General features: G+C 67.3%; 26 protein-coding genes. 12 read left to right on the forward strand and 14 right to left on the reverse strand.

From position 1 onward, the window contains the following. Positions 1–77: 77 nt before the first annotated feature. Genes RT456_RS16155 through RT456_RS16175 form a run of 5 tightly spaced genes read right to left on the reverse strand, consistent with a single transcriptional unit; the run spans position 78 to position 5,059 of the window. The gene (locus RT456_RS16155) at positions 78–488 is read right to left on the reverse strand and encodes a PDZ domain-containing protein (RefSeq protein WP_313348059.1); all 411 of its coding nucleotides are present in this window, start codon (positions 486–488) and stop codon (positions 78–80) included. 1 nt (position 489) lies between these two features. After that, a complete protein-coding gene (locus tag RT456_RS16160; protein WP_313348060.1) occupies positions 490–1,710 on the reverse strand; it encodes an FtsX-like permease family protein in 1,221 nt (406 codons plus the stop codon). Between the two features lie 16 nt (positions 1,711–1,726). Continuing rightward, positions 1,727–3,028: an ABC transporter permease gene (locus tag RT456_RS16165; protein ID WP_313348061.1), complete on the reverse strand. Its 1,302-nt coding sequence runs from the start codon at positions 3,026–3,028 to the stop codon at positions 1,727–1,729. Between the two features lie 10 nt (positions 3,029–3,038). Continuing rightward, a complete protein-coding gene (locus RT456_RS16170; protein ID WP_313348062.1) occupies positions 3,039–3,758 on the reverse strand; it encodes an ABC transporter ATP-binding protein in 720 nt (239 codons plus the stop codon). Positions 3,759–3,790: 32 nt separating this feature from the next. Continuing rightward, the gene (locus RT456_RS16175; RefSeq protein WP_313348063.1) at positions 3,791–5,059 is read right to left on the reverse strand and encodes an efflux RND transporter periplasmic adaptor subunit; all 1,269 of its coding nucleotides are present in this window, start codon (positions 5,057–5,059) and stop codon (positions 3,791–3,793) included. A 203-nt stretch (positions 5,060–5,262) separates the two neighbouring features. Here RT456_RS16175 and glmS point away from each other — a divergent pair, with 203 nt between their 5' ends. The 3 genes from glmS (at position 5,263) to RT456_RS16190 (ending at position 8,875) form a co-directional block, all read left to right on the forward strand. Further along, positions 5,263–7,104 (forward strand): glutamine--fructose-6-phosphate transaminase (isomerizing), encoded by a 1,842-nt coding sequence (glmS, locus tag RT456_RS16180; RefSeq protein ID WP_313348064.1) that lies wholly within the window; start codon positions 5,263–5,265, stop codon positions 7,102–7,104. A gap of 104 nt (positions 7,105–7,208) precedes the next feature. Beyond that, positions 7,209–8,183, forward strand: coding sequence for a polysaccharide deacetylase family protein (locus RT456_RS16185; RefSeq protein ID WP_313348065.1), 975 nt, complete (start codon positions 7,209–7,211; stop codon positions 8,181–8,183). A 260-nt stretch (positions 8,184–8,443) separates the two neighbouring features. Then, positions 8,444–8,875: a CBS domain-containing protein gene (locus tag RT456_RS16190; RefSeq protein WP_313348066.1), complete on the forward strand. Its 432-nt coding sequence runs from the start codon at positions 8,444–8,446 to the stop codon at positions 8,873–8,875. 28 nt (positions 8,876–8,903) lie between these two features. On the opposite strand, the gene RT456_RS16195 is transcribed toward RT456_RS16190, so the two are convergent. The 5 genes from RT456_RS16195 to gloA form a co-directional block, all read right to left on the reverse strand. Beyond that, a complete protein-coding gene (locus tag RT456_RS16195; RefSeq protein ID WP_313348067.1) occupies positions 8,904–9,602 on the reverse strand; it encodes a hypothetical protein in 699 nt (232 codons plus the stop codon). Between the two features lie 391 nt (positions 9,603–9,993). After that, the gene (locus tag RT456_RS16200; RefSeq protein WP_313348068.1) at positions 9,994–11,457 is read right to left on the reverse strand and encodes a UdgX family uracil-DNA binding protein; all 1,464 of its coding nucleotides are present in this window, start codon (positions 11,455–11,457) and stop codon (positions 9,994–9,996) included. A 1-nt stretch (position 11,458) separates the two neighbouring features. Beyond that, positions 11,459–12,763 carry a putative DNA modification/repair radical SAM protein gene (locus RT456_RS16205; protein WP_313348069.1) on the reverse strand — a complete coding sequence of 435 codons (1,305 nt, stop codon included), beginning with the start codon at positions 12,761–12,763 and terminating at the stop codon, positions 11,459–11,461. Positions 12,764–12,863: 100 nt separating this feature from the next. Further along, positions 12,864–13,298 carry a VOC family protein gene (locus tag RT456_RS16210; RefSeq protein ID WP_313348070.1) on the reverse strand — a complete coding sequence of 145 codons (435 nt, stop codon included), beginning with the start codon at positions 13,296–13,298 and terminating at the stop codon, positions 12,864–12,866. 108 nt (positions 13,299–13,406) lie between these two features. Further along, on the reverse strand, positions 13,407–13,934 hold the full coding sequence (gene gloA, locus RT456_RS16215) for a lactoylglutathione lyase (protein WP_313348071.1): 528 nt from the start codon (positions 13,932–13,934) through the stop codon (positions 13,407–13,409). A 104-nt stretch (positions 13,935–14,038) separates the two neighbouring features. Here gloA and RT456_RS16220 point away from each other — a divergent pair, with 104 nt between their 5' ends. Further along, positions 14,039–15,151, forward strand: a complete 1,113-nt coding sequence (locus RT456_RS16220) for a PLP-dependent cysteine synthase family protein (protein ID WP_313348072.1) — start codon at positions 14,039–14,041, stop codon at positions 15,149–15,151. Between the two features lie 94 nt (positions 15,152–15,245). After that, positions 15,246–17,279 carry a M3 family metallopeptidase gene (locus RT456_RS16225; protein ID WP_313348073.1) on the forward strand — a complete coding sequence of 678 codons (2,034 nt, stop codon included), beginning with the start codon at positions 15,246–15,248 and terminating at the stop codon, positions 17,277–17,279. A 347-nt stretch (positions 17,280–17,626) separates the two neighbouring features. Here the strand turns inward: RT456_RS16225 and RT456_RS16230 are convergent, their stop codons facing one another. From RT456_RS16230 to RT456_RS16240, 3 genes are all read right to left on the reverse strand, one after another. After that, positions 17,627–18,442 (reverse strand): SDR family oxidoreductase, encoded by an 816-nt coding sequence (locus tag RT456_RS16230; RefSeq protein WP_313348074.1) that lies wholly within the window; start codon positions 18,440–18,442, stop codon positions 17,627–17,629. Beyond that, positions 18,433–19,011 (reverse strand): DUF1415 domain-containing protein, encoded by a 579-nt coding sequence (locus tag RT456_RS16235; protein ID WP_313348075.1) that lies wholly within the window; start codon positions 19,009–19,011, stop codon positions 18,433–18,435. The genes RT456_RS16230 and RT456_RS16235 overlap by 10 nt, the downstream gene beginning before the upstream one ends. A gap of 178 nt (positions 19,012–19,189) precedes the next feature. Further along, the gene (locus tag RT456_RS16240) at positions 19,190–19,672 is read right to left on the reverse strand and encodes a YajQ family cyclic di-GMP-binding protein (RefSeq protein ID WP_095362991.1); all 483 of its coding nucleotides are present in this window, start codon (positions 19,670–19,672) and stop codon (positions 19,190–19,192) included. Positions 19,673–19,751: 79 nt separating this feature from the next. Between RT456_RS16240 and RT456_RS16245 the strand changes: the two genes are divergently transcribed. The 5 genes from RT456_RS16245 to RT456_RS16265 all read left to right on the forward strand — a co-directional run bounded on the left by RT456_RS16245 (position 19,752) and on the right by RT456_RS16265 (position 23,270). Continuing rightward, on the forward strand, positions 19,752–20,648 hold the full coding sequence (locus RT456_RS16245; protein ID WP_313348076.1) for a DMT family transporter: 897 nt from the start codon (positions 19,752–19,754) through the stop codon (positions 20,646–20,648). A gap of 132 nt (positions 20,649–20,780) precedes the next feature. Next, complete coding sequence (locus RT456_RS16250) at positions 20,781–21,788, forward strand: methionine ABC transporter ATP-binding protein (protein ID WP_313348084.1); 1,008 nt, start codon at positions 20,781–20,783, stop codon at positions 21,786–21,788. Further along, entirely contained in the window at positions 21,785–22,474 is a 690-nt protein-coding gene (locus RT456_RS16255) for a methionine ABC transporter permease (RefSeq protein WP_313348077.1), read from the forward strand. Before RT456_RS16250 ends, RT456_RS16255 begins: the two co-directional genes overlap by 4 nt. A gap of 203 nt (positions 22,475–22,677) precedes the next feature. After that, the gene (locus tag RT456_RS16260; protein WP_313348078.1) at positions 22,678–22,956 is read left to right on the forward strand and encodes a type II toxin-antitoxin system RelE/ParE family toxin; all 279 of its coding nucleotides are present in this window, start codon (positions 22,678–22,680) and stop codon (positions 22,954–22,956) included. An 11-nt stretch (positions 22,957–22,967) separates the two neighbouring features. Continuing rightward, on the forward strand, positions 22,968–23,270 hold the full coding sequence (locus RT456_RS16265; RefSeq protein WP_313348079.1) for a HigA family addiction module antitoxin: 303 nt from the start codon (positions 22,968–22,970) through the stop codon (positions 23,268–23,270). On the opposite strand, the gene RT456_RS16270 is transcribed toward RT456_RS16265, so the two are convergent. Then, entirely contained in the window at positions 23,271–23,873 is a 603-nt protein-coding gene (locus RT456_RS16270) for a lipocalin family protein (RefSeq protein WP_313348080.1), read from the reverse strand. 139 nt (positions 23,874–24,012) lie between these two features. On the opposite strand from RT456_RS16270, the gene RT456_RS16275 reads away from it, so the two are divergent. Both RT456_RS16275 and RT456_RS16280 read left to right on the forward strand, forming a co-directional pair. Continuing rightward, positions 24,013–24,369, forward strand: coding sequence for a hypothetical protein (locus RT456_RS16275; protein ID WP_313348081.1), 357 nt, complete (start codon positions 24,013–24,015; stop codon positions 24,367–24,369). 34 nt (positions 24,370–24,403) lie between these two features. Beyond that, a complete protein-coding gene (locus tag RT456_RS16280; RefSeq protein ID WP_313348082.1) occupies positions 24,404–26,497 on the forward strand; it encodes a prolyl oligopeptidase family serine peptidase in 2,094 nt (697 codons plus the stop codon). The last annotated feature ends 215 nt before the right edge of the window (positions 26,498–26,712 follow it).

Consider the following 26,712-nt stretch of genomic DNA (forward strand, 5'->3'; position numbering starts at 1 on the left):
CGGCAACAAAGGACCGGAAAGTAGGCAGAGAGTACCCGAGCGCCGGGCCCACCGGCAGGGTGGGCCCGGGACGCGGATTACGGGCGGTCCGGCGGCGAGGGGGGCGACGGCGGGCGCGGCGCCGGCGGAGGGCGCAGCGCCCGCCATGCAGCGGTGGGCACGCTGAGCACCTGGTCGCGGCCGGCGCGGCGCACCGTGACCGGCACCGTGGCCTTGTCGCTGGCCCCGAGTGCGTCGGTCAGGGCGCCCACCTTCTGTACGGCAACGCCATCCACGCGCAGCACCTGGTCGCCGGCCTGCACGCCGAAGCGGCTGGCCGGCGATGCGGCGGTGATGCTGACCACGCCCTGTGCGGACTCGATGGTCAGGCGCGCGCCGTCCTGCCGCCAGTCCATGCGCGAGGACTCGCTGCGCGTGCTCTCGGCGCACGCTGTGGTGCTCACCAGCAGCATCACGGCCAACGCCAGGCGGATCCGGGAGGGGATCATGTCAGGCGCTCCGCGTGGCGACGGCCGGCGGCACCGCCGCGGCACGGTGGGCCGGACCGAACACCGCGATCTGGCCCAGCAGCCACAGCAGCACCGCGCCGATGGGCAGGTAACTGATCGGCATGCGCGGCAGCTCGTAGGCACCCATCAGCCACAGGTTGATCGAGTACGCGAGCAGCATGCCGAGCACGATGCCCACGGTGGCCAGCAGGAAGTTCTCCGTCTGGAAGTAGCGCAGGATCTGGCCACGGGTGGCGCCCAGCGCGCGGCGGATGCCGATCTGCTTGGTCCGCTGCTGCACCCAGAAGCTGGCCAGGCCGACGATGCCCAGTGCGGTGACCACCAGCAGGGCCACGCACACGGTGATCAGCAGGCCGACCATGGCGCGGTCGTTCTGGAAGTACTTGGCGCGCTGTTCCTCGTACGTGAGCTTGCCGCGCACCATGCGGTTGGTGTCCACCTTCTCCAGCGCCGCCACGGCCGCCGCGAGCACTTCCTGGCGCCGCGCAGCGTCGGTCACCCGGATCAGGTACAGGCCCATGTCGTAGTTCACCCGCACCGGCAGGATCATCGAGTAACCGGTGTCGGCCTCCACCGTGACCGGACGCGCCAGTTCCTTCACCACGCCGACGATGCGCAGCGGCATGCGCCCGGTGTAGATGGTCTTGCCCACGGCCTGGCCATCGGGGAACAGCTTGGTGGCCGCTTTGCTGCTCAGGATCACCGCCGAGCCGCGCTGCTCGACGGTCGCGTCCTTCTCCACGTCCTCCAGGTTGGCAAACTCGTCGCCCTCGAAATCGCGGCCGGCAATCAGCTGCAGCCCCATCGTATCCAGCGTGCCTTCGCTGGCGAAGTACTGCGCGGCGTTGAAGTTCGGGCGCTCCTGGTCGGGGATCAGCGACAGGCTGGTGTTCCACGAGTTGCGCCGGAACGGCAGCTGGTTGATCGGCACCGCATTCTTCACCCCGGGGATGGACCGCAGCGCGGCCAGGTCCTCACGGGTGCGCGCGGTGGCGTTGACCTGGTTGCCGATACCGCCCAGGCGCACTTCCAGCAGCTCCTGCTCGGCAATGCCGCTGGGCTGGTTGATGGTCTCCAGGCGCTGGCCGATCAGGAACAGCGCGTTGCAGACGATCGCGCAGGTGAGGGCGATTTCCAGCACGATGAGGGCGGCGGCGGTCTTGTGCCGGCGCAGCGTGGTCAGGATGGGTCGGATATCCATGATGTGCTCCGGAGCCTTACTGCGTTTTGAGTTGGATGGCGGGCGTGACCTGCATGGCGCGCAGCGCTGGCAGGAAACCGGCCAACAGGCTGGCGGCCAGGGTCAGGCCGAAGGTGAGCAGCAGCATCTTGCCGTCCAGCGTGGCCAGCTTGGCGTAGTCCACGGGTTGCTGGCGCACGGCATACAGGCCCAGCAGGGCCAGTCCGAGCCCCAGCACGCCGCCCGCCAGGCCGACGGTGCCGGCTTCCACCAGCGACTGCAGGAAGATCTGCCCGCGGCTGGCGCCCAGGGCACGGCGCACGCCGATTTCGCCGCTGCGGCGCAGGAACTTGGCCAGCAGCAGGCCCACCGTGTTGATCAGGCACACCGCCAGGAAGCCCAGCGCCAGCCACAACTGCAGGCGCACATCGCTCGGAACCACCTGCTTGAAGTCGAGCCACTCCATCACGTTGCGCAGGCGGACGTTCGGCGGCCGCTGGAAGCGGCCCGCGGCTTTCTGCTGCGCCGAATAGTTTTCCAGGTACGCACGGTAGTCAGCGGCGTCGGCCGGCGAGGCCAGTTCCACCCAGTACTGCATCCACACGCACGGTGCGTTGAGTGCGGTCTCTTCGCCGTTGGCGTTGTCCCAGCAGTTCATGTTGCCGCTGCGGCCGAACTTGAGGTCCAGCGCGGTGAATACCGGCACGTAGACGTCTTCGCTGTCGCCGTAGCGGCCGGTTTCCAGGTCATAGAAGTGCGGGTTGGGATTCCACGCGTCGAGCACGCCGACGATGTTGAAGGTATGCCCATCCATGCGCAGCGGCTTGCCCACGCTGTTCTGGCCGTTGAACAGCTTCTCGTTCAGCGCCTTGGAGATCACCGCCACGCGGCCACGGCCTTCGTCCTGGTCGGCCTTCCAGCCCTGGCCATACAGGAACGGGGTGTCGAACATGGCGAAGAAGTCGGTGGAGGTGTAGCGCGCGTCGGTGGTGAACGGGCGCAGCGTGCTGCTGTCCGGTTCCAGGGTGACGCCGCCGCCGGTCATCAGCACCTGGTGCCTGGCCTTCTTCTCACGCAGCAGCGTTTCGCCGTCGAAACGGGTGACCTGCTCCTCGGGTTCTTCGCTGGGCTGGTAGCCGATCATCGGGCGCGGGTCGACCTGCACGGTGAACAGGCGATCGCTCTTCTGCGGAATCGGATCACCCGACAGCACATGGAACACGGTCAGGGTGGTCATGGAGGCGCCGATGCCCAGCGCGATGGCGATCACCATCAGCGCGGTCAGCACCTTGTTGCGCCGGAAGCTGCGCAGGGCCAGTCGGAAATAGTAGGCGAGCATGCTGGCGGCCTCAGTCGTTGAGCGTGGCGATGGCAACGCGCGGGGTGGCCAGCACCGGCTCGCGCACCAGGTCGGTGGCCTGGCCATCGACGATGTGCACGTTGCGCTGCGCGCGTGCGGCCAGTTCCGGATCATGGGTCACCATGACGATGGTGGTGCCGGCGGCATTGATCTCCTCCAGCAGCTCCATCACGCCGCGGGCCATCTGGCTGTCCAGGTTGCCGGTCGGTTCATCGGCCAGCAGCAGGCGCGGGCTGCCGGCCAACGCACGCGCGATGGCCGCGCGCTGCTGCTGGCCGCCGGAGAGTTCGGAGGGGTAGTGCTTCATGCGCGAGCCCAGCCCAACCTGGCCTAGCGCACGCTCGATACGCTGCTTGCGCTCGCTGGCCGGCATGCCGCGGTAGCGCAGCGGCACATCGACGTTGTCGAACAGGTTGAGGTCGGAGATCAGGTTGAAGCCCTGGAAGATGAAGCCGATCTTCTGGTTGCGCAGGCGGCTGCGGGCGTCGTCGCCCAGCTTGCTCACGTCCTGCCCATCGAGCAGGTAGGTGCCGCTGGTGAAAGTTTCCAGCAGGCCGGCGATATTGAGGAAGGTGGTCTTGCCCGAACCGGACGGGCCGGTCACCGCAACGAATTCACCCTCGCGGACATGCAGGTCCAGCGAACGCAGGGCATGGGTTTCCACCTGTTCGGTGCGGAATACTTTGGCGACCGAGCGCATCTCGAGCATGGCTGTTTCCTTGGTTGATGTGGTGAGGGTGATCAGTTGAGGGAGACGGTGTCGGCGTCGCCGAACAGTTCGGCGCCGGAGACGACCACGCGGTCGCCCGGGCGCAGGCCGGAGAGGATTTCCACTTCGCCGAGGCTGCTGACGCCGAGCCGCACCGGGCGACGGATGGCGGTGTCGCCATCCATGACGTAGGCCTGGCCATTGCCCTGTTCGACGAACGGGCCACGCTCGACCTTGATCACGTTGCGGCGGGTGTCCAGCACCACGCGCGACTGCATGCGCTGGCTCTGGCGCAGACCCTGCGGCTGCTTGTCGGTGAAGCGGATGCGGGCGTTGACCTCGCCAGCCACCACTTCGGGCGACACGGCGCTGATCTCGCCCGGGAAGGGCTGGCCGCTGCCGCTGGTGAGCTGGGCCGGGATGCCGATCGACAGGTCGCGGGCGAAGCTCTCCGGCACCTTGATTTCGATCTCGAAGCGCGACAGGTCGACCACGCCCAGGATCGGGGCGTTGGCGGCAACCTGCGTGTGCTGGGTGGCCTGTACCTGGCCGACCTGGCCGTCGAACGGCGCGCGCAGGGTCAGCGCGTCCACCTGGCGCTTCACCTCGTCCACCACCGCACGCTGGCGGTCGGCCAGCAGGCGCTTGTTGCGCGCATCCAGGTCCGCGCCCTGGCCCTGCAGGCGGGCGTCGGTCTGCGCGTTGGCCAGCGAGATGTCGGCCTTCTTCAGGCTGTCGTTGGCCTTGGCCAGGTCGATCTGCGGGACCGCGCCGCCGTCATACCCGCGCTGGTAGCGCTGCAGGTCACGCTCGGCGGCTTGCCGCTCGATGCTGGCCTGGTCGGTGTCCTTGCGTGCCTTGGCGCGGGCCAGGGTGGCATCGAGCACGGCGCGGCTGGCTTCGGCTTCCAGGCCGGCCAGGGTGGATTGTTCCTGGGCCAGCTTGCTGCGCAGCTCCGGGCTGTCGATCACCGCCAGCTCCTGGCCCTTCTTGACCACGTCGCCGGCCACTACCTTCAGGTCAACCGTACCGGCCGAGATCGCGTACAGGATCGGGCTGTTGGCAGCGATCACCCGGCCATCGGCGGCAAGGTCGCGGACCAGATCACCCTGCTTGACCTCGGCGATGCGCACCCGCGCGCTGTCGAACGAACGGCTGGCACCCAGCCAGGCCCGGGCAGCGAAGCCGATGGCCAGCAGCACCACCAGTGCGGCGATGCCCGGCCACAGCCAGCGCTTCCACGGCGCCGCCGTGGACGGGGTGGAGAGGGTCTGGTCCTGTGCGGAAGTGTCGCGGATCATCGGGCTCGTTCGCGGTTGGGTTGCGGTATACCAAGCACACCGCGTGCCAACTTTGACGCCTTTTAAAACAATGACTTGCACGGGCATTCCGGTTGTCCGGGTGTCCGCGGACACCCCGCCGGACACTTTTGTTAAGCGGACAGCGGCCAAGCCATCCGGGCGCCCACGCTAGAATGCGGCTTCGACAGCAGGGATCTGAATCTATGTGCGGGATTGTGGGAGCGATCGCGAATCGCGATGTGGTGCCGGTACTGATCGAAGGACTGAAGCGACTGGAATACCGCGGCTACGATTCGTCCGGTATCGCGGTGCTCGACCTGACCCAGGCCCAACCCGACGTTCGCCGCGTGCGCCGTACCGGCCGCGTGGCCGAGATGGAAAAGGCCGCTGCCGCCGAAGGCTTCGATGCCACCCTGGGCATCGGCCACACGCGCTGGGCTACCCATGGCGGCGTCACCGAGGCCAATGCCCACCCGCACATCAGCCACGGCGTGGCGCTGGTGCACAACGGCATCATCGAGAATCACGAGGAGCAGCGTGAGCGCCTGCGCGGGCTGGGCTACGTGTTCGAGTCGCAGACCGATACCGAAGTCATCGCGCACCTGATGCACCACAACCTCAAGCACGGCGACAGCCTGCTCTCGGCGTTGCAGCGCACGGTCAAGGAGCTGACGGGTGCCTACGCACTGGCGGTGATGAGCCGTGCCGAGCCGGACCATTTCGTCTGCGCACGCATGGGCTGCCCGCTGCTGGTCGGCCTGGGCGAGGGCGAGAACTTCGTCGCCTCGGACGTCTCTGCGGTGATCTCGGCCACCCGCAACGTGATCTTCCTGGAAGAGGGCGACACGGCCGACATCCGTCGCGATGGCGTGCAGGTGTTCGATGAGCACAACCAGCCGGTCGATCGCGGCGTGCACCAGTCGGATGTGTCGCTGGCCTCGCTGGAGCTGGGCCCGTATCGCCACTTCATGCAGAAGGAAATCCACGAGCAGCCGCGCGCGCTGGGTGACACCATCGAAGCGGCGATCGACGCCGGTGGTTTCCCGGCCGAGCTGTTCGGCAAGAACGCCGACGCCGTGCTGTCGGGCATTGAAGGCGTGCAGATCCTCGCCTGCGGCACCAGCTACTACTCGGGCCTGACCGCGCGCTATTGGATCGAGGCCATCGCCGGCCTGCCGTGCACCGTGGAAATCGCCAGCGAGTACCGCTACCGCGCCGCGTATGCCAATCCCAAGCACCTGATCGTCACCATTTCCCAGTCCGGTGAAACGCTGGATACGATGGAGGCGCTGAAGTACGCCAAGTCGCTGGGCCACCTGCACACGCTGTCGATCTGCAACGTGCCGGAAAGTGCCATCCCGCGCGCCAGCGAGCTGGTCTGCTACACCCGTGCCGGCGCCGAGATCGGCGTGGCCTCGACCAAGGCCTTCACCACCCAGCTGGCCGCGTTGTTCCAGCTGACCATGGTGCTGGGCAAGCTGCGCGGCCGCATCGACGCGGCGCAGGAAGCGGACTACCTGGAGCAGCTGCGCTTCCTGCCCGGCAGCGTGCAGCATGCGCTGAACATGGAACCGCAGATCGCCGCGTGGGCCGAGCGTTTCGCGCGCAAGAACAGTGCGCTGTTCCTGGGCCGTGGCCTGCACTATCCGATCGCGCTGGAAGGCGCGCTCAAGCTCAAGGAAATCACCTACATCCACGCCGAGGCCTATCCGGCCGGCGAACTCAAGCACGGCCCGCTGGCGCTGGTGGACGAAGACATGCCGGTGGTGGTGATCGCGCCGAACGACAGCCTGCTGGAGAAGGTCAAATCCAACATGCAGGAAGTACGCGCGCGCGGCGGCGAGCTGTTCGTGTTCGCCGACCAGGACAGCAATTTCGTCGAATCCGAAGGCGTGCACGTGATCCGCACGCCGCGCCATGCCGGCGTGCTCAGCCCGGTGGTCCACACCATCCCGGTGCAGCTGCTGGCGTACCACACCGCGCTGGCCCGCGGCACCGACGTGGACAAGCCGCGCAACCTGGCCAAGAGCGTCACGGTCGAGTAGAGCGGACGGTGAGTCCGCTGCCAGCACGAGTAGAGCGGACTGTTAGTCCGCTACCAGCACGAGTAGAGCGGACTGTTAGTCCGCTGCCACAACGGGAGCACCCTATGCGCATTGGATTTCTCCGCAGCGGCGTGCTGGCGCTGCTGTGCCTTGCGGGCGTCGCACACGCGGCCGCGCCGGACCGGCGCATCGCGCTGACCATCGACGACCTGCCCTGGCAGCGGCTGGATGAACGCGCCGAGCCCGAGCTTGCTGTCCGGCACGCACAGTTGATGGCTGCCCTGAAGCAGGCCGACGTGCCGGTCGTGGGTTTCGTCAACGAGGCCAAACTCGAGGTCGATGGCCAGGTGCAACCTGCCCGGGTGCAGATGCTGCGTGACTGGCGCGATGCCGGTTTCGAGCTGGGCAACCACACCTTCGGCCATGTCGATCTGCATGCGATGACGCTGGAGGCGTACGAGCAGGACATCCTGCGCGGTGAAGCCACCTTGCGCCCGCTGCTCGCCGAAACCGGACAGGCACCGCGCTGGTTCCGCCATCCGTACCTGCATGCGGGCCAGACCCCGGAAAAGCGCGCCGCGCTTGGCGTATTCCTGGCGCAGCACGGATATCGGATTGCGCCGGTCACCATCGACAACAGCGAGTGGATCTGGGCGTTCGCGTACGACCATGTACGTGAAACGGAGACCGATCCGGCCACGCGGGATGCCCGCCTGCGCCAGCTTCGCCGTGGCTACGTGCCGTACATGCTGACCAAGCTGGACTACTACGAGCAGCGCTCGCAGCAACTGCTGGGCCGGTTGCCCGCGCAGGTCTGGCTGATCCATGCCAATGCGCTCACTGCCGATTGCGTGGAAGAACTGGTGGCCGCGACGCGCCGGCGCGGCTACCGCTTCATCTCCCTGGACACGGCCCTGCAGGACCCGGCCTATCAACGCGCCGACGGTTACAACGGCGGCAGCGGGATCAGCTGGATCCAGCGCTGGGCCATGGCCGGGAAGGCGCCGAAGTCCTTCTACGCCGACGAACCGAGGGTGCCCGGCTGGGTGATGACCCTGGCCGGGCGGGAAGGGGAGTAACCGGCCACCCCAGCCCCACCGGTAGAGCGGACTGTCAGTCAGCTGCCTCATCCCCCACCTGTAGAGCGGACTGTTAGTCCGCTGCTCACAGGCCGCCCTTTGCCGATTCAGGCGTTCGGAAAACTTTAGTAGGGGGCCGCAGCGACATTCAGCGACGGTTTTAGTCACAGTGCCATTCTCGGGGTGAGGGCCGGTGGGTGCGACAACCGGTCCCAGGCGCGTCACCTCTCGAATTCAGTAGCCTGTAACAGGAAACAAGAATGAACGTTCGTGAATTGCTGCAAACCAAGAAAGAAGCCATCGTCACCATCGATGTGGAAGACACCATCGGCGCCGCCGCACACAAGATGAGCGCGCACAAGATCGCCGCCCTTGTGGTGATGAAGGACGATGCACCGGTCAGGATCATTTCGGAAAAGGACATCGTGCGCAGCCTCGCCGATGACGGTCCGCAGGCAGGCAGGCGGGTCATTTCCACACTGCCCTCGGCCGGCCTGGAAGGCATTTCGCCGGAGGCCACGCTGAAGCAGGCCATGGCGCTGATGACATACTCGCGCCACCGTCACCTGATGGTGACCGAAGGCAACACGCTGGTCGGCATCCTGAGCCTGGGCGACATCGTCAAGAACCTGCTCAGCGAGCTGGAGCTTGAGAAGGCAGTGCTGCAGGACATCTACATGGCGGCGCACTGAAACCACCGCCACGGCGTGGAGCGGACGCCTAGTCCGCCTCCACACGTCGACGCGCTTTGGGATTGGCTTCGCGCACTGCAGTCAATGCGGCTTGGGCGTTGGCCAGGTCTGCTTGAGAAAGCTGCTCGGCGCCGAGTGGTAGAAACCAGCCTTTGATACAGGTGAAGTCTCTCAGGGCAATCTGTACATGGCTGTCCCGATGAAACCCTGAGCCCGGTGCGATCTCCTGGCCCTGTCGGAATGCGCCCCTTACGGCTTGAAAGTATTCAGATCCGAAGGCTTCCAGGAAGTTGGAATGAATGAACTGGAACACTGCTCGGTCCAGCCCGCGTAGGAGAGCCTCTTCGTCGCTGGGATTGACCGGAACATTCATTGGCATTCCTTGGCCGCTTAGAAGATTGGCTGCCTGAAAATGCAGATAGGCTTTCTCGAACTCCAGGCGACCGGCTTTGGTGGTCATATCCAGGCAACGCTGAATGCTGAAGACGCAGCCGACGACGGCGGGAGTTGCAATCGGCTTCGCCGTGAGCCGGCGCAACGGTGTAATGGCAGCGGCCTCCGCGAATGCGAGCGCCCTTTCTTCGTCTCCCTCAAAAAGGTAGAAGCCCGATCCAAGCCAGTCGTACTGGTTGTTGCTCGGCGCGGGCTCCAACCTCCCGGAGATCAGACCATCCCTTACCGTGATATCGCAGCCGTGATATCCGATCTGCAGGTGACCATGATTCATCGATAGCAGCGTTTAAGCCTGCCGGATGGCGTCAGTATTCCCGCTTTACGCATGATTGCGGCTGCCTGCTCCGGCGTCATGTCGTACATCCTGCGGATCCGTTCCTCATCGCTCAAGGTGAGCAACTCTCCGGCTGTCATCGGGACGCGCCGGGTTGCCAGCGCTTTGGCGGCGGGCTGCTGCTTTCTGGACGTTGGAGTGACCATGCGTAGAGCATACCCCCTGTCCCGTCATCTACGGCCGCTCTCCCGGTGCGCAGCGCGGCAGGCCAACGTCCAATGCGATGGAAACGCCTGAAAATTCCGCACATCTGCAGCCTTGATTGACTCCTCCCGCGCTTCAGAGACGCGGCGAACGGGTGTCGCGAACGGCAGTGACGGATGTCGCTGCCTTACGTGACACCGTGTTGAGTGTCGCTGCTCGAACGCTCCGCCAACGTCGACAGGTCGCCCAGCAATAGTCGATACGCATCCTCCTGCGCAGCCCCCGTCGGCTGCCGCAGCACCCACGACGGATGCACGGTGGCGAACCCGCGCGTGCCATCGTCCAGCGTGTGCCACTGGCCGCGGTCCCGGCCCAGGTGGAAGCTGCTGCCAAACACGGCGCGCGCTGCGCTGGCGCCCAGGCACACGATCACCTTGGGGCTGACCTGCTCGATCTCGGCCATCAACCACGGGCGGCAGGCGTTGATGTGGGTGACCTGGGGCTTGGAATGGATGCGCTTTTTGCCGCGCCGCTCATAGCGGAAGTGCTTCACCGCATTGGTCAGGTAGAGCGTGCTGCGGTCGATGCCCAGCTCCGCCAGCGCCCTGTTCAACAGCTGCCCGGCAGGGCCGACAAACGGGTGGCCGCTCAGGTCCTCGGTGTCGCCGGGCTGCTCGCCCACCAGCATCACCTGCGCATCGCGTGGACCTTCGCCGAAGACGGTCTGGGTGGCGGGTTCCCACAGCGGGCAGCGGCGGCAGCCAGCGGCCGCTTCGCGCAGTGCATCCAATGCATCGCCCGTGGCGGTGGCGGGGCCACGCAGGGGGATGGTCCGCGTGGGGATCCGTCGCTGTGGCGCCAGCGCCTCGCGGTCGTGCATCTCCTGCACACGGTCACCGGCGTCGCGCACCAGCGCAGGCAGCAGGGTGGCTTCCGGCAGGTGCTTCCAGTACCGGGCCGGCATCTCCTGCTGCATCATCTTCGTGTTGAGGCGTGCCGGATTGAAGATGTTGGCGTAGTAGGTGCGCCACAGTTCCTCGCGCGCGTCTTCCACGGGGGCGTCCGCCTGCGTCGCACCGGGTCCGAAGGCCAGCGCCTGGCCGTCCCAGCTTGCGCTGCGGTACGGGGTCAGGATCGCCCAGCGCATGCCGGCGAACCGGCGCGCGAAGAACGGCGCAACGCGGTCCACGATGTGGTGGTCGGGTTCGAACCAGGCGATGAACGCATCGTCCTCGCCGGGCACCTCGCGGAAGCGCACGAACGCCTTCATCTTGTGACTGTCGCGGCGCACGGCCTGGGCCAGCGCCATGGCGCGCAGCACGTCCGGATCGGCCGGGTTGGTGAGCAGCCCGCGCTCGCCGCCGGCGATGCGCCACAGCATGCGGTACAACAGCGAGAGTCGCTGCGGATCGCGATGGCACAGGCAGGTGGCGGCCAGTTCGACGAAGGCCTTGGGCACGCCGATCGTCGCACCGGCATCGGCGGGTCCCGGCGCGCCGGCCAGGGACGGCGCGTCCAGCAGCGACGATTCCTCATCCTGCAACCAGTCGAGCTGCTCAGGCGCAACGCGATGCCGCAGCCCCAACCGCGCGCGCTCACGCCATGCCTGCAGCGACCAGGCCGGATCCACCCGCACACTCCAGCGCGTCATCTCAGTGCGTGGCCACGTCGGGGAACAGCGATGCCTGGCGCGGTGGCGGGGCCAGCCGCGCACGCAGCGCGGCCGGATCATCCAGCGCACGGCGCGGGTGATGGTCGGCCAGCTGCACGAACGGCAGCAGCTTGCTCATCGGCGCGCGCAGCCGGGCCACGTCGGCCACGCGCAGACGCCCGTGGCGGCGCGCCATCAGCACGCGCTTGACGTTGCGCACGCCCAGCCCCGGCACGCGCAGCAGCATTTCCTTCGATGCGATGTTGAGGTCGACCGGGAAGCGCTCGGGGTGGCGGATCGCCCAGGCCATCTTCGGGTCGATGTCCAGGTCGAGCATGCCGCCCTGCGTGGTATCGGTGATTTCCTCCACGCCGTAGCCGTAGAAGCGCAGCAGCCAGTCGGCCTGGTACAGCCGGTGCTCGCGCGCCAGCGGCGGTGCCTGCAGCGGCAGCAGGCGGCTGGCGTCGGGGATCGGGCTGAACGCCGAATAGTAGACGCGGCGCATGCGGTAGTTGCCGTACAGCGTGTCGGCGGCGGTGAGTATCTGCTGGTCGCTGGCGCCGTCGGCACCGACGATCATCTGCGTGCTCTGCCCGGCCGGGGCGAAGCGCGGTGCACGGGCGCGCCGCCTGGTAGGTACGTCCGGTGCAGGCGGGGCAACTGCGGTCGAGCTGGCAGTGCGGGCTGCCTTTGCTTCCTTGGCCTCCTCGATCCGCCAGCGCAGCTCGCCCATCGCGCCACGGATCGAGGGCATCGATTTTTCCGGCGCGAAGCTGGCCAGGCCTTCCTCGGTGGGCAGCTCGATGTTGATCGACAGGCGGTCCGCGTAGCGGCCGGCCGCCGCCAGCAGTTCCGGCGACGCTTCTGGGATGGTCTTGAGGTGGATGTAACCGGAGAAGCGATGCGCCTCGCGCAGTTGCCGCGCCACCTCCACCATCTGCTCCATGGTGTAGTCGGCATTGCGGATGATGCCGCTGGAGAGGAACAGGCCTTCGATGTAGTTGCGCTTGTAGAAGTCCATGGTGAGCGCCACCACTTCGGCCACGTTGAAACGCGCGCGCGGCACGTTGCTGGACACGCGGTTGACGCAGTACGCGCAGTCGTAGATGCAGAAGTTGGTCAGCAGTATCTTCAGCAGCGACACGCAGCGCCCATCGGGCGTGTAGCTGTGGCAGATGCCGGCGCCCTCGGTGCTGCCGATGCCGCCGGACGTGCGCGAATCGCGGCGTCCCGCGCCACTGGAGGCGCAGGACGCATCGTACTTGGCGGCATCGGCCAGGATCGCCAGCTTGCGTATCGTCTCCATGCGGAAACGGTAGGCAAGACCAATCTCATCCCGTGAGACTGGTCCGGCAGGAGCCTGAAGGATTCAGCAGGCGTCGAGCGCAGCCACCCGCGCGGGGGCGCTACGGGGCGAAGCTGACCTTCACCGACGCGGCGCTGTACGTGGCCGGGCCGTGGTACACGACCTCGATGTTGTTGCCATCCGGATCGATGGCGAAGGCCGCGTAGTAGCCCGGGTGATAGGGCCGTTCGCCGGGCGCACCGTTGTCCTTGCCGCCGGCGGCGAGCGCGGCCGCGTGGAAGGCATCGACGGTGGCACGATCACGGGCCTGGAAGGCCAGATGGTGGCGGCCGGTCAGTTCGCCGGCGGCCGCTTCGCTGTCGGCGGTGGAGATGAACAGCTCGTCGGCCCAGAAATACGTCTCGCCTTCGCCGGCGATCGGGATGCCGAGGGTATCGAACACGGCCTGGTAGAAGCGGCGGCTGGCGGGCAGGTCACGCACCACCAGTTGCAGGTGGTCGATCAGCCGGCCGCGGTGCAGTTCCATGGTGTCCATGCGGGCGCCTTCGTTCGAGGGAAGCGCTGGTATACCACCGGGCCGGTAGAGACATTGTTGCGGCGCGCCGCAGCGGCAGGTAACGACCATGGGTCGTTACCCCCTGGATCAGGCGATCGGGGTGTTGGAGATGATCTCCACCCAATAGCCATCCGGGTCCTTGATGAAGGCCAGGTGCTTCATGCGGCCGTCTTCCAGGCGCTTCTGGTAGGGCACCTGCAGGTCGTCGAAGCGCTTGCAGGCGGCCTGGATGTCCGGCACCGACACGCAGATGTGGCCGAAGCCGCGCGGGTCCTGGTTGCCGTCGTGGTAGACACGCCCTTCCTGCGCTTCGGTGCCGTGGTTGTGGGTCAGCTCCAGCACGCCGGGAAGGCCCGCCATCCACACGCGGCGCGCATCGCCGGCGTCCGGGACCTGGGTGCCGGCCGGCAGCAGCGCCAGGAAATACAGGCTGAACTGCGCGTCCGGGAAGTCGCGCTGGTCGAGCAGGCGGAAGCCCAGCACGCGGGTGTAGAAGTCCAGCGAGGCGGTGGCGTCCTTGACCCGCAGCATGGTGTGGTTGAAGACGAAACCGGTGGTTTCGACCGGCGGCTGGGCGGCAACGCCGGGCGGGGACTGAAGCGGGGCAAGGCTCATGAGGGATCCTGTGACGGGGCCGTAAGGGGCGGCAAGGCCGTTCATTTTAGCGGGCCCGGCGCAATGCGACGTAGAATGCTGCATCTCCTCGTGCCGTCGCCGACATGTCGCAGCGTGAATGGGTGGCCGCCGCCATCCGCAAGATCGAAGCCGATTTCAACCGCTCGGCCGACACCCACCTCATTCCGATGGATCTGCCGGGCCACCCCGGCATCGAGCTGTACTTCAAGGACGAGTCCAGCCACCCCACTGGCAGCCTGAAACACCGCCTGGCGCGCTCGCTGTTCCTGTACGCGCTGGCCAATGGCTGGTTGCGCGAGGGGCGGCCGGTGATCGAGGCGTCCAGTGGCTCCACCGCCGTATCCGAAGCGTATTTCGCGCGGTTGCTGGGGCTGCCGTTCATCGCCGTGATGCCGGCCACCACGTCGCCGGAGAAGATCGCCGCGATCGAGTTCCATGGCGGCCGCTGCCACCTGGTCGAGCGCGCCTGCGACCTGAACTGCGATTCGGAGAAGCTGGCCCGGGAAACCGGCGGCCACTTCATGGACCAGTTCACCTACGCCGAGCGGGCCACCGACTGGCGGGCCAACAACAACATCGCCGAGTCGATCTTCAAGCAGATGGCCGAAGAGCCGCATCCGGTGCCCGAATGGATCGTGTGCAGCCCCGGCACCGGCGGTACCGCCGCCACGTTGGGCCGCTATGTGAGCTATCGGCGGCACGACACCCGCATCCTGTGCGCGGACCCGGAAGTGTCGGTGTTCTTCGACGGGTACTGCGCCGCGCTGGCCGGTGAGCCGTGGCGCGAGCTGACCTGTGCAGGCGGCTCGCGGGTGGAAGGCATTGGCCGGCCGCGCGTGGAATCCAGCTTCATTCCGACCAGCGTGGATGCGATGGTGAAGGTGCCCGACGCGCTGAGCCTGGCCGCGATGCGCCATGTCAGCCGCCAGCTCGGGCGGCGCGTGGGCGGCTCGACGGGGACCAACTTCATCGGGGTGCTGCAGGCGGCCGAGCGCATGCGCCAGGCCGGGCGCAGCGGCTCCATCGTGACCATCCTGTGCGACAGCGGCGAGCGCTACGCGCACAGTTACTACAACCCGGCGTGGTACCCGAAGCAGGGCATCGACGTGGAGCAGGCCGACGCGGTGGTTGCCGCCGCCGTGGCCGGGCAGGGGCTGCCCGTGCTGCCGGAGGCCTCGCTGGAGGCGTTGTACTGACGGCGTGAACCGGGTCCGCGGCCGGGCCTTGTGCGCGGTCGGGGCCGGTGCCATATGGTGGGGGATGCCGCCGCGGCGGCCCCGCTGTCTGGAGATGCCTGTGACCCCCACCAACCCCCTGCTCGATTTTTCCGGTCTGCCCCGTTTCGATGCGATCCAGCCGGCGCACATCGGGCCGGCCATCGACACGCTGCTGGCCCAGGCCGAGGCTGCCGTGAAGGCCGCCGAGAGCGTGCAGCCGGTCAGCTGGACGACGTTCGTCGAGCCGCTGGATGACGCCACCGAGCGCCTCTGGCGCGCCTGGGGTCAGGTGGGGCACCTGCAGGGCGTGGTCAATACGCCGGCGCTGCGCGAGGCCTACAACGCCAACCTGCCCAAGGTGACCCGTTTCGGCAGCGCGCTGGGCCAGAACCTGGCCCTGTTCGAGCAGTACCGCGCGTTGGCCGCGACGCCGGAAGCGGCGCAGTACGAACCGGCACGGCGCAAGGTGCTGGACAACGCGCTGCGTGATTTCCGCCTCGGCGGCGCCGAGCTGGACGAGGCGGGCAAGGCCCGCTACAGCGCCATCCGCGAGGAACTCTCGGCGTTGTCGGCGACGTTCTCGCAGAACGTGCTCGATGCCACCGACGCGTGGTCGCTGCACGTGGAAGACCGCAGTGACCTGGCCGGCCTGCCGGATGACGTCGTGGCCGCCGCCCGCGCCGCCGCGGAAAAGGACGCGCTGCCGGGCTGGAAACTGACCCTGCAGATGCCGTGCTACCTGCCGGTGCAGACCTATGCCGAACACCGCCCGCTGCGCGAGACGCTGTACCGCGCCAATGCGCTGCGCGCCTCCGAATTCGGCGATGCCGCGCTGGACAACAGCGCGCATATCGATCGCATCCTGGCACTGCGCGCCGAACTGGCCGCGTTGCTGGGGTTCCCCAGCTACGCCGAGTATTCCATCGCCACCAAGATGGCCGACGACGCGCCGCAGGTGCTTGGCTTCCTGCGCGACCTGGCCGCACGCGCCAAGCCGTACGCGCAGCGCGACCGTGCCGAGCTGGAGGCGTTCGCCCGCGACGAACTGGGCCTGCCGGCGCTGGATGCGTGGGACCTGGCGTTTGCCGCGGAGAAGCTGAAGCAGGCGCGCTACAGCTATTCCGAGCAGGAGGTGAAGCAGTACTTCACCGAACCGAAGGTGCTGGAAGGGTTGTTCAGCGTCATCCACGGTCTTTACGGCCTCCAGGTGCAGCCCGACCAGGCGCCGGTATGGCACCCGGACGTGCGCTTCTTCCGCCTGGTCGATGCGCAGGGCCAGCTGGTGGGTCAGTTCTATCTGGACCTGTACGCGCGCGAAGGCAAGCGCGGTGGCGCGTGGATGGACGACTGCCGCAACCGCCGCGACACCGCGCAGGGCGTGCAGACGCCGCTGGTGTACCTGGTGTGCAACTTCGGCAAGGGCGCCGATGGCACGGTGTCCACCTTCAGCCACGACGAAGTCACCACGCTGTTCCATGAAATGGGCCATGGCCTGCACCAGCTGCTGACGCGGATCGGTGAGCTGGGCGTGGCGGGTATCAACGGCGTGGAATGGGATGCGGTGGAACTGCCGAGCCAGTTCATGGAGAACTTCTGCTGGGAATGGGACCGCGTGCAGGCGATGACCGCGCACGTGGACAGCGGTGAGCCGCTGCCGCGCGCGCTGTTCGAGCGCATGCTGGCCGCGCGCAACTTCCAGAGCGGCATGTTCACCGTGCGCCAGCTCGAATTCGCGCTGTTCGACATGCAGCTGCATAGCGATTTCGACCCGACCCAGGACAGCGTGCAGGCCCTGCTGGAGCGCGTGCGCGACGAAGTGGCGGTCAACCGGCCGCCGGCCTGGAATCGCTTCCCCAATCAGTTCAGCCACATCTTTGCCGGTGGCTATGCGGCGGGCTACTACAGCTACAAGTGGGCCGAAGTGCTCAGCGCCGATGCCTATGCGGCGTTTGAAGAAGCGCCTGACCAGGTGGCGGAGACGGGCAGGCGGTTCCGCGATGAGGTGTTGTCACGGGGCGGCAGCCGCAGCGCAGCGGAGAATTTTGCCGCGTTCCGTGGGCGCGCGCCGAGCGTGGATGCGTTGCTGCGGCACAACGGGATGGCGTAAACGCGTGTGGGCCGGCCGTTGGCCGGCTCCAAGCGATGCCGGATGCACCACGTAGTGCCGGCCGCTGGCCGGCTCCAAGCGATGCCGGATGAATCCCGTAGCGCCGGCCGCTGGCCGGCTCCAAGCGATGCCGGATGAATCCCGTAGTGCCGGCCGCTGGCCGGCTCCAAGCGATGCCGGTGTCATGAGGAGCCGGCCAGCGGCCGGCACTACCCGGCTCCGCGCGATGCCGGCGTCATGAGGAGCCGGCCAGCGGCCGGCACTACCCGGCTCCGCGCGATGCCGGTGCCATGAGGAGCCGGCCAGCGGCCGGCACTACCCCGCAGCGTGATCGGACGGTACGTGGGTTATTCCGCGTAGATCATCGTGCGGCTCATGCCGCCATCCACGACATGGTCCTGCCCGGTGATGAAGCCGGACAGGTCCGACAGCAGGAAGACCGCCAGCGCGCCGATGTCGTCGGGTTGGCCGACACGGCCCACCGCGTGCTGTGCATGATCGCGACGCGACAGCTTGGGCGTGCGCCGCCGCGCCGGTGCCTGCCACGCGTCGGTGGTGATCCAGCCGGGGCTGATGCTGTTCACGCGTACCTGCGGGCCGTTGCTGATCGCCAACGCGTGGGTGAAGGCCACCAGCCCACCCTTGGCCGCCGCATAGGCTTCGCTGTCCGCCTCGGATTGCCAGGCGCGGGTGGAAGCGATGTTGATGATCGAGCCGCCACGCGTGTCGGCCGCCTGTTCGCGCAGCGCGGGCAGCGCATGCTTGCTGCACAGGAAGGCGCCGTGCAGGCTGGACAGGCGACGCTGCCATTCGGCCAGCGACATCTCCGCCAGCGGCGTGCCATGCGCACTGGCGATGCCGGCATTGTTGACCAGGCCATCGATGCGGCCAAAGCGCTTCAGCGTGGCCTTCATCAGCGCCTGCACACTGCGCTCGCTGGCCACGTCCGCGCGCTGGAACGCCGCGCGTTCGGGCAGCGCCCATTCCTTGAGGCAGGCCTTGCCGGCATCGGCATCCAGGTCGGCGATCATCACGCTGCCGCCGGCACCCAGCACCGACTGCGCGATGCCGCGCCCGACGCCCTGCGCGCCGCCGGTGATCACCACCACGCGATCACGCAGCGGCTGCGCCGGCCAGTCGAGGATCGGCGGCGTCAGTGACACGGGGGCATGTCGTTGCGGCCCAGCAGGCGCGTCCAGCCTTCGATGCCGAGCTTGTCCAGGGTCTCGATGTTGCGCTCCACGATCACGTCCGGATCCGGGAACGCGGCGACCGCGCGCTCGACACTGTCCTCGCGCAGCAGGTGCAGGATGGGGTAGGGCGCGCGGTTGGTGTAGTTGCTCACGTCATCCGGGGCCACGCCGGCGAACTGGTACTGCGGATGGAAGCTGGCCACCTGCAGGATGCCCTGCAGATCCAGTGCTTCGATCGCCGCATCGGCGTTGTCGAGGAAGTCGTTGTAGTCCAGGAAATCGGTCAGCACGTCCGGGTGCACGATCAGCGTGGTGTCGATCTGCTCGGCCGGGGTATCGCGCAGCAGGATCAGCTCTTCGGCCAGTTCTTCAACCAGCGCTTCGGGCGTGGTCGCATCGCTGAGCACGAACCGCACCTGGTCCTTGACGTACACCGCCTTGGCGAACGGGCACAGGTTCAGGCCGATGACGATCTGCTCCAGCCATTTCCGGGTCTCGGCGATGGGGTCGTGGGTGGCAGTGAGGGAAGCGTCATTCATGGCGGGCGGTGTCGCTGGCTGGGGCTCGCATTGTACGGGCGGGCGTGTAGGGCGGCGTGTGGCGGGGGCGTCGACCGGTAGCGCCGCCCAACAGCCGGCGCTACGGATTGTCACGTGATTGCAGTCACCCGGATACGTCCAGACGGGCAGTCAGAAATTTCCGGCTGCCATCAGGGGGTCAGTCGCGGAAATTGTCGAACTGCAGGGGAACCTCGAACGTCCCCTTTTTCAGCAGGGCCATCACGTCCTGCAGGTCGTCGCGCTTCTTGCCGGTCACGCGCAGCTTGTCGCCGTTGATCTGGCTGTCGACCTTGAGCTTGGCTTCCTTGATCGCTGCGGCGATCTTCTTGGCCACCTTCTGCTCGATACCTTGTTTGACGGTGATCTTCTGGCGCGCGCCGGCCAGGTTGGTTTCGATATCGCCGAACTCCAGGCAGGCCGCGTCGATCTTCCGCGCGGTCAGACGCTGGCGCAGGATGTCGGTCATCTGCTGCAGCTGGAAGTCGCTCGGGGCGGACTGGCTGATCACGCTGTCTTCCAGCACGAATTTTGCGTCCACGCCCTTGAAGTCGAAGCGGGTGGACAGCTCGCGGTTGGCCTGGTCGACCGCGTTGGTCAATTCGTGGATGTCGACTTCGGAAACGACGTCAAAGGAGGGCATGGGGAAACTCCAGCAGGTGAAGGCCCCCATTCTAACCAACCCCGCATGGACGGCCCGCCGTGGAGGGCGATAATGGGTCATGAACACGCAACGCTCCCCAACCCGTGCCGTCGCCTGGATGCTGATGGCGGTCGCCTGCTTCTCGCTGATGGACGCGGGCATGAAACAGCTCTCGTCCAGCTACCCGACCCTGCAGGTGACCTTCCTGCGCGGCGCCGCCTCGCTGCCGTTCGTGCTGGTGTGGGTGCTGGCCACGGCCGGCCCGCGTTCGCTGGTGCCGGTGCGCTGGGGCCTGCACCTGCTGCGCGGGCTGCTGGGCATGGTGATGATCGGCTGCTTCGTGTACGCCCTGCGCAGCCTGCCGCTGTCCACCGCGTACACCATCTATTTCGTCGCGCCGCTGCTGATCGCCGCGCTGTCGGTTCCCCTGCTGGGCGAACACGTGGGTCCGCGGCGCTGGATCGCCATCGGGATCGGCCTGGTCGGGGTGCTGGTGGTGCTGCGCCCGGGCGTGGGCGGCTTCATCTCGGTGCCCGGCCTGATGGTCCTGATCGCCGCCACCGCCTATGCCATTGCCGCGATCACGGTAAGCATGCTGACCCGCACCGACACCCCGCAGTCGATGGTGGTGTGGTTCCTGGTGATCCTGGCGATCGGCGCCGGCCTGCTCGCGATCCCGGACTGGCAGCCGCTGCAGCTGGACCACGCGGGCCTCATTGCCGGCATGGGCCTGGCCGGCGCCGCCGGGCAGGTCGCCCTGACCCGGGCGTTCCAGCTGGGCGAGGCCTCGCTGATCGCGCCGCTGGAATACACCGGGCTGGTCTGGGTGATCGGTTGGGACCTGCTGTTCTGGGGCGTGCTGCCCGACCAGGTGACCTGGCTGGGCGCGGCCATCATCGTCGCCTCGGGGCTGTACCTGCTGCATCGCGAACGGGTCCGCCAGGTCCGGCCGACCCCGCCGTTGGACCACCCCTGAGGCCCGCCGGGCGGGCGATGACGTCACCTTATAATCAAACGGAATATGATTCCGTTCTGCCGAGCGGGCGAGGGCCGTCCCGCGCTGGTAGGCTGCACGCCCCCTCCCGTCGATGCCCCGGTTGACCGCGAAGTGATCGAGTTCCAGCGCCTGCACAAATCCTATGCCGTCGGCGGCCGCGCGATCGCCGCGCTGCAGCCGCTGGACCTGACCATCCAGGCCGGCGAGGTATTCGGCATCATCGGCCATTCCGGCGCGGGCAAGTCGACCCTGATCCGGCTGATCAACCGGCTGGAAGAGCCCACCGGTGGGCGCCTGCTGATCAACGGCGAGGACGTGACCGCGCTGGACAGCGACGGCCTGCGCGCACTGCGCCGGCGCATCGGCATGATCTTCCAGCACTTCAACCTGCTGTCCTCGCGCACGGTGGCGGCCAACGTCGCCTTCCCGCTGGAACTCGCCGGCACGCCGCGCGCCGAGATCGATGCGCGGGTGGATGAGCTGCTGCACACCGTGGGCCTGGAGGCGCATGCCAGCAAGTACCCGGCGCAGCTGTCCGGCGGGCAGAAGCAGCGCGTCGGCATCGCCCGTGCGCTGGCCACGCGCCCGCAGATACTGCTGTGCGACGAGGCCACCAGCGCGCTGGATCCGCAGACCACCGCGTCGGTGCTCAAGCTGCTGGGGAAGATCAATCGCGAGCTGGGCCTGACCATCGTGCTGATCACCCATGAAATGGACGTCATCCGCCGCGTCTGCGACCGCGTCGCCGTGCTCGATGCCGGCCACCTGGTCGAGACCGGTCCGGTCACCGAGGTGTTCCTGCACCCGCAGCACCCCACCACGCGCCGCTTCGTCAACGAATCCGAGCAGGTGGACGAGGGCGAGCTGCACAAGGATTTCGACGCCGTGGCCGGGCGCATCGTGCGCCTGACCTTCCTGGGTACCGATACCTACGAACCGGTGCTGGGTCGTATCGCACGCGAGACCGGCGTGGACTACAACATCCTGTCCGGACGCATCGACCGCATCAAGGACACCCCGTATGGCCAGCTGACGGTATCGCTGGTCGGCGGCGACGTGCAGGCCGCACAGGCCGGGTTCGTCGCTGCGGGCGTTCACCTGGAGGAGCTGCGCCGATGATCCTGGCTGCTGCCGGCGGATTCTTCCGCCACCTCGACGCCGCCAAGTGGGCCGACATCGGCCAGGCCACCCTCGACACGCTGCTGATGCTGGGGGGATCGCTGCCACTGACGCTGGCCATCGGCCTGCCGCTGGGCGTGCTGCTGTTCCTGACCGGCTCGCCGCAGCTGCACCGCAAGCCGGTGCTGTACGGCGGACTGGCGCTGCTGGTGAACCTGCTGCGGTCGGTGCCCTTCATCATCCTGATGATCGTGCTGATCCCGATCACGCTGTCGATGATGGGGACCTCGCTGGGCGTGCGCGGCGCGATCGTGCCGCTGGTGATTGGCGCCGCCCCGTTCTACGCCCGCCTGGTGGAAACCGCGCTTCGCGAAGTGGACCGCGGCGTGATCGAGGCCAGCCAGGCCATGGGGGCCACCACCTGGCAGCTGGTCAGCCGCGTGTTGCTGCCCGAAGCGCGCCCCGGCCTGATCGCCGGCGCCACCGTCACCGTGATCGCATTGATCGGCTTCACCGCCATGGGCGGCGCGATCGGCTCCGGCGGCCTGGGCGACCTGGCCTTCCGCGATGGCTACCAGCGTTCGCACACCGACGTGGCCCTGGTCACCGTGGTGCTGCTGCTGGTGCTGGTGCAGCTGCTGCAGATGCTGGGCGACTGGCTGGTGGGGCGGTATTCGCGGAAATGACGCGGGTGCCGGCCAACGGCCGGTGCTGCCGCACCTTGGCGCAATGCCACGCCGCGCCCGATGACCATAGGGCACCACTGCGATGAAGGCATCGCCATGAACGCCTGAAGCGCGCCGGTGCGATTGATGGAGCGTTGGCCCCGTTCGGCGTTGCGTGACCCGCGTCTGTGATATATTCCGTTTCACGTAATACGCTTTACGGAATGATCCAGTCCTTCCACTGCCGTCAGACGCGTGCCCTTTTCGAAGGCCGTTGCCCTCGGCAGTTCCGCAGCATCCAGGCCGTTGCCGAACGCAAGCTGCAGATGCTCGACGCGGCGCAGACCCTTCAGTTCCTGCGCTGTCCGCCCGGCAACCGCCTTGAGGCGCTCGGGGGCGACCGGCGAGGACAGTACAGCGTCCGCATCAACGCCCAGTGGCGCGTGTGCTTCATCTGGACAGACGCGGGTCCCTGTCGTGTCGAAATCGTTGATTACCACTGAGGATGCCGACCATGAGCCGCCCCACCAACAAACTCAGGGCCATTCACCCGGGCGAAGTCCTGCGTGAGGAGTTCCTGGTGCCGCTGGAGCTGAGCATCAACGCGCTGGCGCGTGCATTGGATGTTCCAGCCACCCGGCTGCATGCCATCGTGCATGAAACCCGCGCCGTGACCGCCGATACGGCGGCGCGGCTGGCCCGTCACTTCGGTGGCGACCCCGCCTCATGGCTTGCGCTGCAGGCCGAATACGATCTCAAGACGCTGGCCACGTGGCAGGACATCGAACGCCGGGTCTTACCGCGACAGGCGGCATGATCACCTTACGTTCGGTACCTCGTACCCCAGCCGGTCCACCTGCTCGGGGTGCTGCGGCACGCGCTTGAGCTTGTCGGTGTTGACCCCGTACTGGTCGCGCAGGCGCGTTGCCAGCTCCTTGTACAGGTCTTTGTCCATGTCCGGCTTGCGCGCGAAGATCCAGGCCATCTCGCGGCCCGGGTAGCCGAGCATCGCCCAGGAGTAGTCCGGCGCCACTTCCAGCACGCGGGTATGGGTCGGCACGACCTTGTAGAACCAGGTGCGCCAGTTGTGGTTGCCACTCTCCTCGTCCACCGACGCGCGTACGGTCAGTTCCTGCTGGGGCTCGGAGAAGCCATCGCGAAAGCGATAGGAGATGGAAACCTTCTGGTCGCCGCGCAGGGAGTACTGGTTGACGCTGGCGACGTGGCCGCGCTCCACCGGGTTCGGTACGCGGCCGATGACATACCAGGTACCCATGAACCGCTGCAGGTCGATCGGGGCATTGGCCGTGGTGCTGACCGCCGGCGCGGGTGTCGGCTTGCTCTCACCGAAGGAACAGGCGGACAGCAGCGACAGCGTCGACAGCAGCAGGACAACGCGAAGCGGGCGGTTCGAAGACATGCGGCGGAGAGCTCCAGTGGCTTGCAGGGGCATGGTGGGTGGGACGACGAAGAACGTCAATGGCGATCGACACCGAGGTCGCAGCCAGTGAGATGGACGCGGGGCAAGGTAGCGCATCACTTTCGCACGGAGTCGTGTCATGTCCCTGTCGTCTTCGCGTCGTTCCCGGCCTTCACAGTCCGCCTCGCGGTCCCATGACGCGCCCGATCCGCGTGTGTTGCGCTGCGTCAGGCAGGTTGCCCTGGCCGGTCTTGCACTGGTGCTGGTCTGGCCGGCCGCACGCGGTGACAGCCAGTGGCTGGGCTGGCTGCCGATGTGGCTGGTGGCCATGCCGTGGCTGGCCTGGTGGGCGCTGTACCGGTTCCGACTGCCCGTGCGCCTGCTGCGGCGCCCGGCCCCGCGCCGGCGCGGACCGCAGGCGCGTCGGCGCGGCCGGGTGCCGCAGCGCCCGGTCCGCCCTGACCTTCGACAGGGGAACGCCGGGCAGGCCGTGTGATAGCGTCATCGGGATATGAACGCCTGGAGCAGCAATGTCACGATTCGCCTCCGCCTGCCTGATGGCAGGCCTGATGTCCGCCGGCACCGCGGGTACCGCCATGGCCGCTGAGACCCCGGCCGACCCGTACGCCTGGCTGGAAGATGTCGGCGGCGACGCCTCGCTGGCCTGGGTGAAGGAGCAGAACGCCCTGTCCGAAGGCCGCCTGGCCCAGACGCCGGCGTTCAAGCAGATGGAAGCCAGCATCCGCGAGGTGCTCGATTCGGACGCCAAGATTCCCGGCGTGCAGAAGATCGGCGACTACTACTACAACTTCTGGAAGGACAAGCAGCACGAGCGCGGCCTGTGGCGTCGCACCACCCTGGACGAATACCGAAAGCCCGCGCCGACGTGGGAAACCGTGCTCGACCTGGACGCGCTGAACAAGGCGGAAGGCGAAAACTGGGTGTGGCATGGCGCCGAGTGCCTGCGCCCGGACTACGCGCGCTGCCTGATCGCGCTGTCGCGCGGTGGCGCGGACGCCGACGTCACCCGCGAATTCGACCTGACCAGCAAGACCTGGATCAAGGACGGCTTCTTCCGTCCGGAGTCCAAGGGCGGCCTGGGCTGGATCGACCGCGACACCGTGTTCGTCTACACCGATTTCGGCAAGGACAGCATGACCACCTCCGGCTACCCGCGCGTGGCCAAGCTGTGGAAGCGCGGCACGCCGCTGACGGCGGCCAGCGTGGTGTACGAAGGCAAGTCCGATGACATGTACATCGCGGCCATGCACGACGACACCCCCGGGTACGAGCGCAACCTGGTCAGCCGTACGCTGGCCTTCTACAACAACGAGCTCTACCTGCGCGCCGACGACGGCACGCTGACCAGGATCGATGCGCCAAACTCGGCCGAGAAGGGCCTGCGCAAGCAGTGGTTGACTCTGGAGCTGCGCGATCCGTGGACGGTGGGCGGCAAGACCTATACCGCCGGTTCGTTGCTGGTGACCACGCTGGATGAGTTCGTCGCCGGCAAGCGCGACTTCGAGGTGCTGTTCACCCCGACCGCGACCACCTCGCTGGCCGGGTCGACCTGGACGAAGAACCACCTGGTGCTCAACGTGCTGGATGACGTCAAGAGCCGTCTGGTGGTGCTGACCCCGTCGGCGAATGGCTGGACGCAGAGCGATTTCACCGGTGCACCGTCGTTCGGTACCGTGGCAGTAGGCGCGGTGGATGCAGATGAGAGTGACGCGGTGTGGATGACCGTCACCGACTACCTCACGCCGACCACCCTGGCGCTGGCCGAGGTCGGCAAGCCGCCGGAAGTGCTCAAGACCATGCCGGCGTTCTTCAACGCCGAGGGCAAGGTGATCGAGCAGCACTTCGCCACCAGCAAGGACGGCACCCGCGTGCCGTACTTCGTGGTGCATGCCAAGGACATGACGCTGGACGGGTCCAACCCGACCCTGCTGTACGGCTACGGTGGCTTCGAGATCTCGCTGACCCCGTCCTACTCCGGCGGCATGGGCCGTGCGTGGCTGGACAAGGGGGGCGTGTACGTGGTCGCCAACATCCGTGGCGGTGGCGAGTATGGTCCGCGCTGGCACCAGGCGGCTCTGAAGCAGAACCGGCACAAGGCCTACGAGGACATGGCGGCCGTCGCGCGTGACCTGGTCAACCGCAGGATCACCTCGCCCAGGCACCTGGGCGTGCAGGGCGGCAGCAACGGCGGCCTGCTCACCGGCAACATGCTCACCCAGTACCCCGAGCTGTTCGGCGCGGTGGTGGTCCAGGTGCCGCTGCTGGACATGAAGCGCTACAGCCACCTGCTGGCCGGCGCCTCGTGGATGGCCGAGTATGGCAATCCCGACACGGCCGACTGGGACTACATCAAGACCTTCTCGCCGTACCACCTGTTCGACCCGAAGAAGACGTATCCTCCGGTGCTGTTCACCACCTCGACCCGCGATGACCGCGTCCACCCGGGCCATGCGCGCAAGATGGCGGCCAAGATGCTCGCGGCCGGCAAGGACGTGACCTACTACGAGAACATCGAAGGTGGCCACGGCGGTGCGGCGAACAACGCGCAGGCGGCGCATATGTCGGCGCTGGCGTACAGCTTCCTGTGGGAACGCCTGAAATAACCTCCGGGTGGTGGGGCGTCAGGTTGGCTCCACCCCTTTTCGACGCCGCGCGTAATGCGCGGCGTTTTTTTTGGTTCTTCGCCCAACAGGGTGATGCGCTGGAGCAGACGCGGCTGCCGGCGGGGCTAGCGCTCTGAAGCAGACGCGGCTGCCGGTGAATCGAGCGCCGGGCCGCCTTACCCTTTCCGGCGAATGTCCCCCGGCGTCGGCCTTCG

The organism is Stenotrophomonas sp., from assembly GCF_032099025.1.
Lineage (GTDB): Bacteria > Pseudomonadota > Gammaproteobacteria > Xanthomonadales > Xanthomonadaceae > Stenotrophomonas.

Bases quoted from the DNA above. Each gene is read 5' to 3' on its own strand.
- RT456_RS16155 (WP_313348059.1), bottom strand. From the start codon at position 488: ATGATCCCCTCCCGGATCCGCCTGGCGTTGGCCGTGATGCTGCTGGTG.
- RT456_RS16160 (WP_313348060.1), bottom strand. From the start codon at position 1,710: ATGGATATCCGACCCATCCTGACCACGCTGCGCCGGCACAAGACCGCC.
- RT456_RS16165 (WP_313348061.1), bottom strand. From the start codon at position 3,028: ATGCTCGCCTACTATTTCCGACTGGCCCTGCGCAGCTTCCGGCGCAAC.
- RT456_RS16170 (WP_313348062.1), bottom strand. From the start codon at position 3,758: ATGCTCGAGATGCGCTCGGTCGCCAAAGTATTCCGCACCGAACAGGTG.
- RT456_RS16175 (WP_313348063.1), bottom strand. From the start codon at position 5,059: ATGATCCGCGACACTTCCGCACAGGACCAGACCCTCTCCACCCCGTCC.
- glmS (WP_313348064.1), top strand. From the start codon at position 5,263: ATGTGCGGGATTGTGGGAGCGATCGCGAATCGCGATGTGGTGCCGGTA.
- RT456_RS16185 (WP_313348065.1), top strand. From the start codon at position 7,209: ATGCGCATTGGATTTCTCCGCAGCGGCGTGCTGGCGCTGCTGTGCCTT.
- RT456_RS16190 (WP_313348066.1), top strand. From the start codon at position 8,444: ATGAACGTTCGTGAATTGCTGCAAACCAAGAAAGAAGCCATCGTCACC.
- RT456_RS16195 (WP_313348067.1), bottom strand. From the start codon at position 9,602: ATGAATCATGGTCACCTGCAGATCGGATATCACGGCTGCGATATCACG.
- RT456_RS16200 (WP_313348068.1), bottom strand. From the start codon at position 11,457: ATGACGCGCTGGAGTGTGCGGGTGGATCCGGCCTGGTCGCTGCAGGCA.
- RT456_RS16205 (WP_313348069.1), bottom strand. From the start codon at position 12,763: ATGGAGACGATACGCAAGCTGGCGATCCTGGCCGATGCCGCCAAGTAC.
- RT456_RS16210 (WP_313348070.1), bottom strand. From the start codon at position 13,298: ATGGACACCATGGAACTGCACCGCGGCCGGCTGATCGACCACCTGCAA.
- gloA (WP_313348071.1), bottom strand. From the start codon at position 13,934: ATGAGCCTTGCCCCGCTTCAGTCCCCGCCCGGCGTTGCCGCCCAGCCG.
- RT456_RS16220 (WP_313348072.1), top strand. From the start codon at position 14,039: ATGTCGCAGCGTGAATGGGTGGCCGCCGCCATCCGCAAGATCGAAGCC.
- RT456_RS16225 (WP_313348073.1), top strand. From the start codon at position 15,246: ATGCCTGTGACCCCCACCAACCCCCTGCTCGATTTTTCCGGTCTGCCC.
- RT456_RS16235 (WP_313348075.1), bottom strand. From the start codon at position 19,011: ATGAATGACGCTTCCCTCACTGCCACCCACGACCCCATCGCCGAGACC.
- RT456_RS16240 (WP_095362991.1), bottom strand. From the start codon at position 19,672: ATGCCCTCCTTTGACGTCGTTTCCGAAGTCGACATCCACGAATTGACC.
- RT456_RS16245 (WP_313348076.1), top strand. From the start codon at position 19,752: ATGAACACGCAACGCTCCCCAACCCGTGCCGTCGCCTGGATGCTGATG.
- RT456_RS16255 (WP_313348077.1), top strand. From the start codon at position 21,785: ATGATCCTGGCTGCTGCCGGCGGATTCTTCCGCCACCTCGACGCCGCC.
- RT456_RS16260 (WP_313348078.1), top strand. From the start codon at position 22,678: ATGATCCAGTCCTTCCACTGCCGTCAGACGCGTGCCCTTTTCGAAGGC.
- RT456_RS16265 (WP_313348079.1), top strand. From the start codon at position 22,968: ATGAGCCGCCCCACCAACAAACTCAGGGCCATTCACCCGGGCGAAGTC.
- RT456_RS16270 (WP_313348080.1), bottom strand. From the start codon at position 23,873: ATGTCTTCGAACCGCCCGCTTCGCGTTGTCCTGCTGCTGTCGACGCTG.
- RT456_RS16275 (WP_313348081.1), top strand. From the start codon at position 24,013: ATGTCCCTGTCGTCTTCGCGTCGTTCCCGGCCTTCACAGTCCGCCTCG.
- RT456_RS16280 (WP_313348082.1), top strand. From the start codon at position 24,404: ATGTCACGATTCGCCTCCGCCTGCCTGATGGCAGGCCTGATGTCCGCC.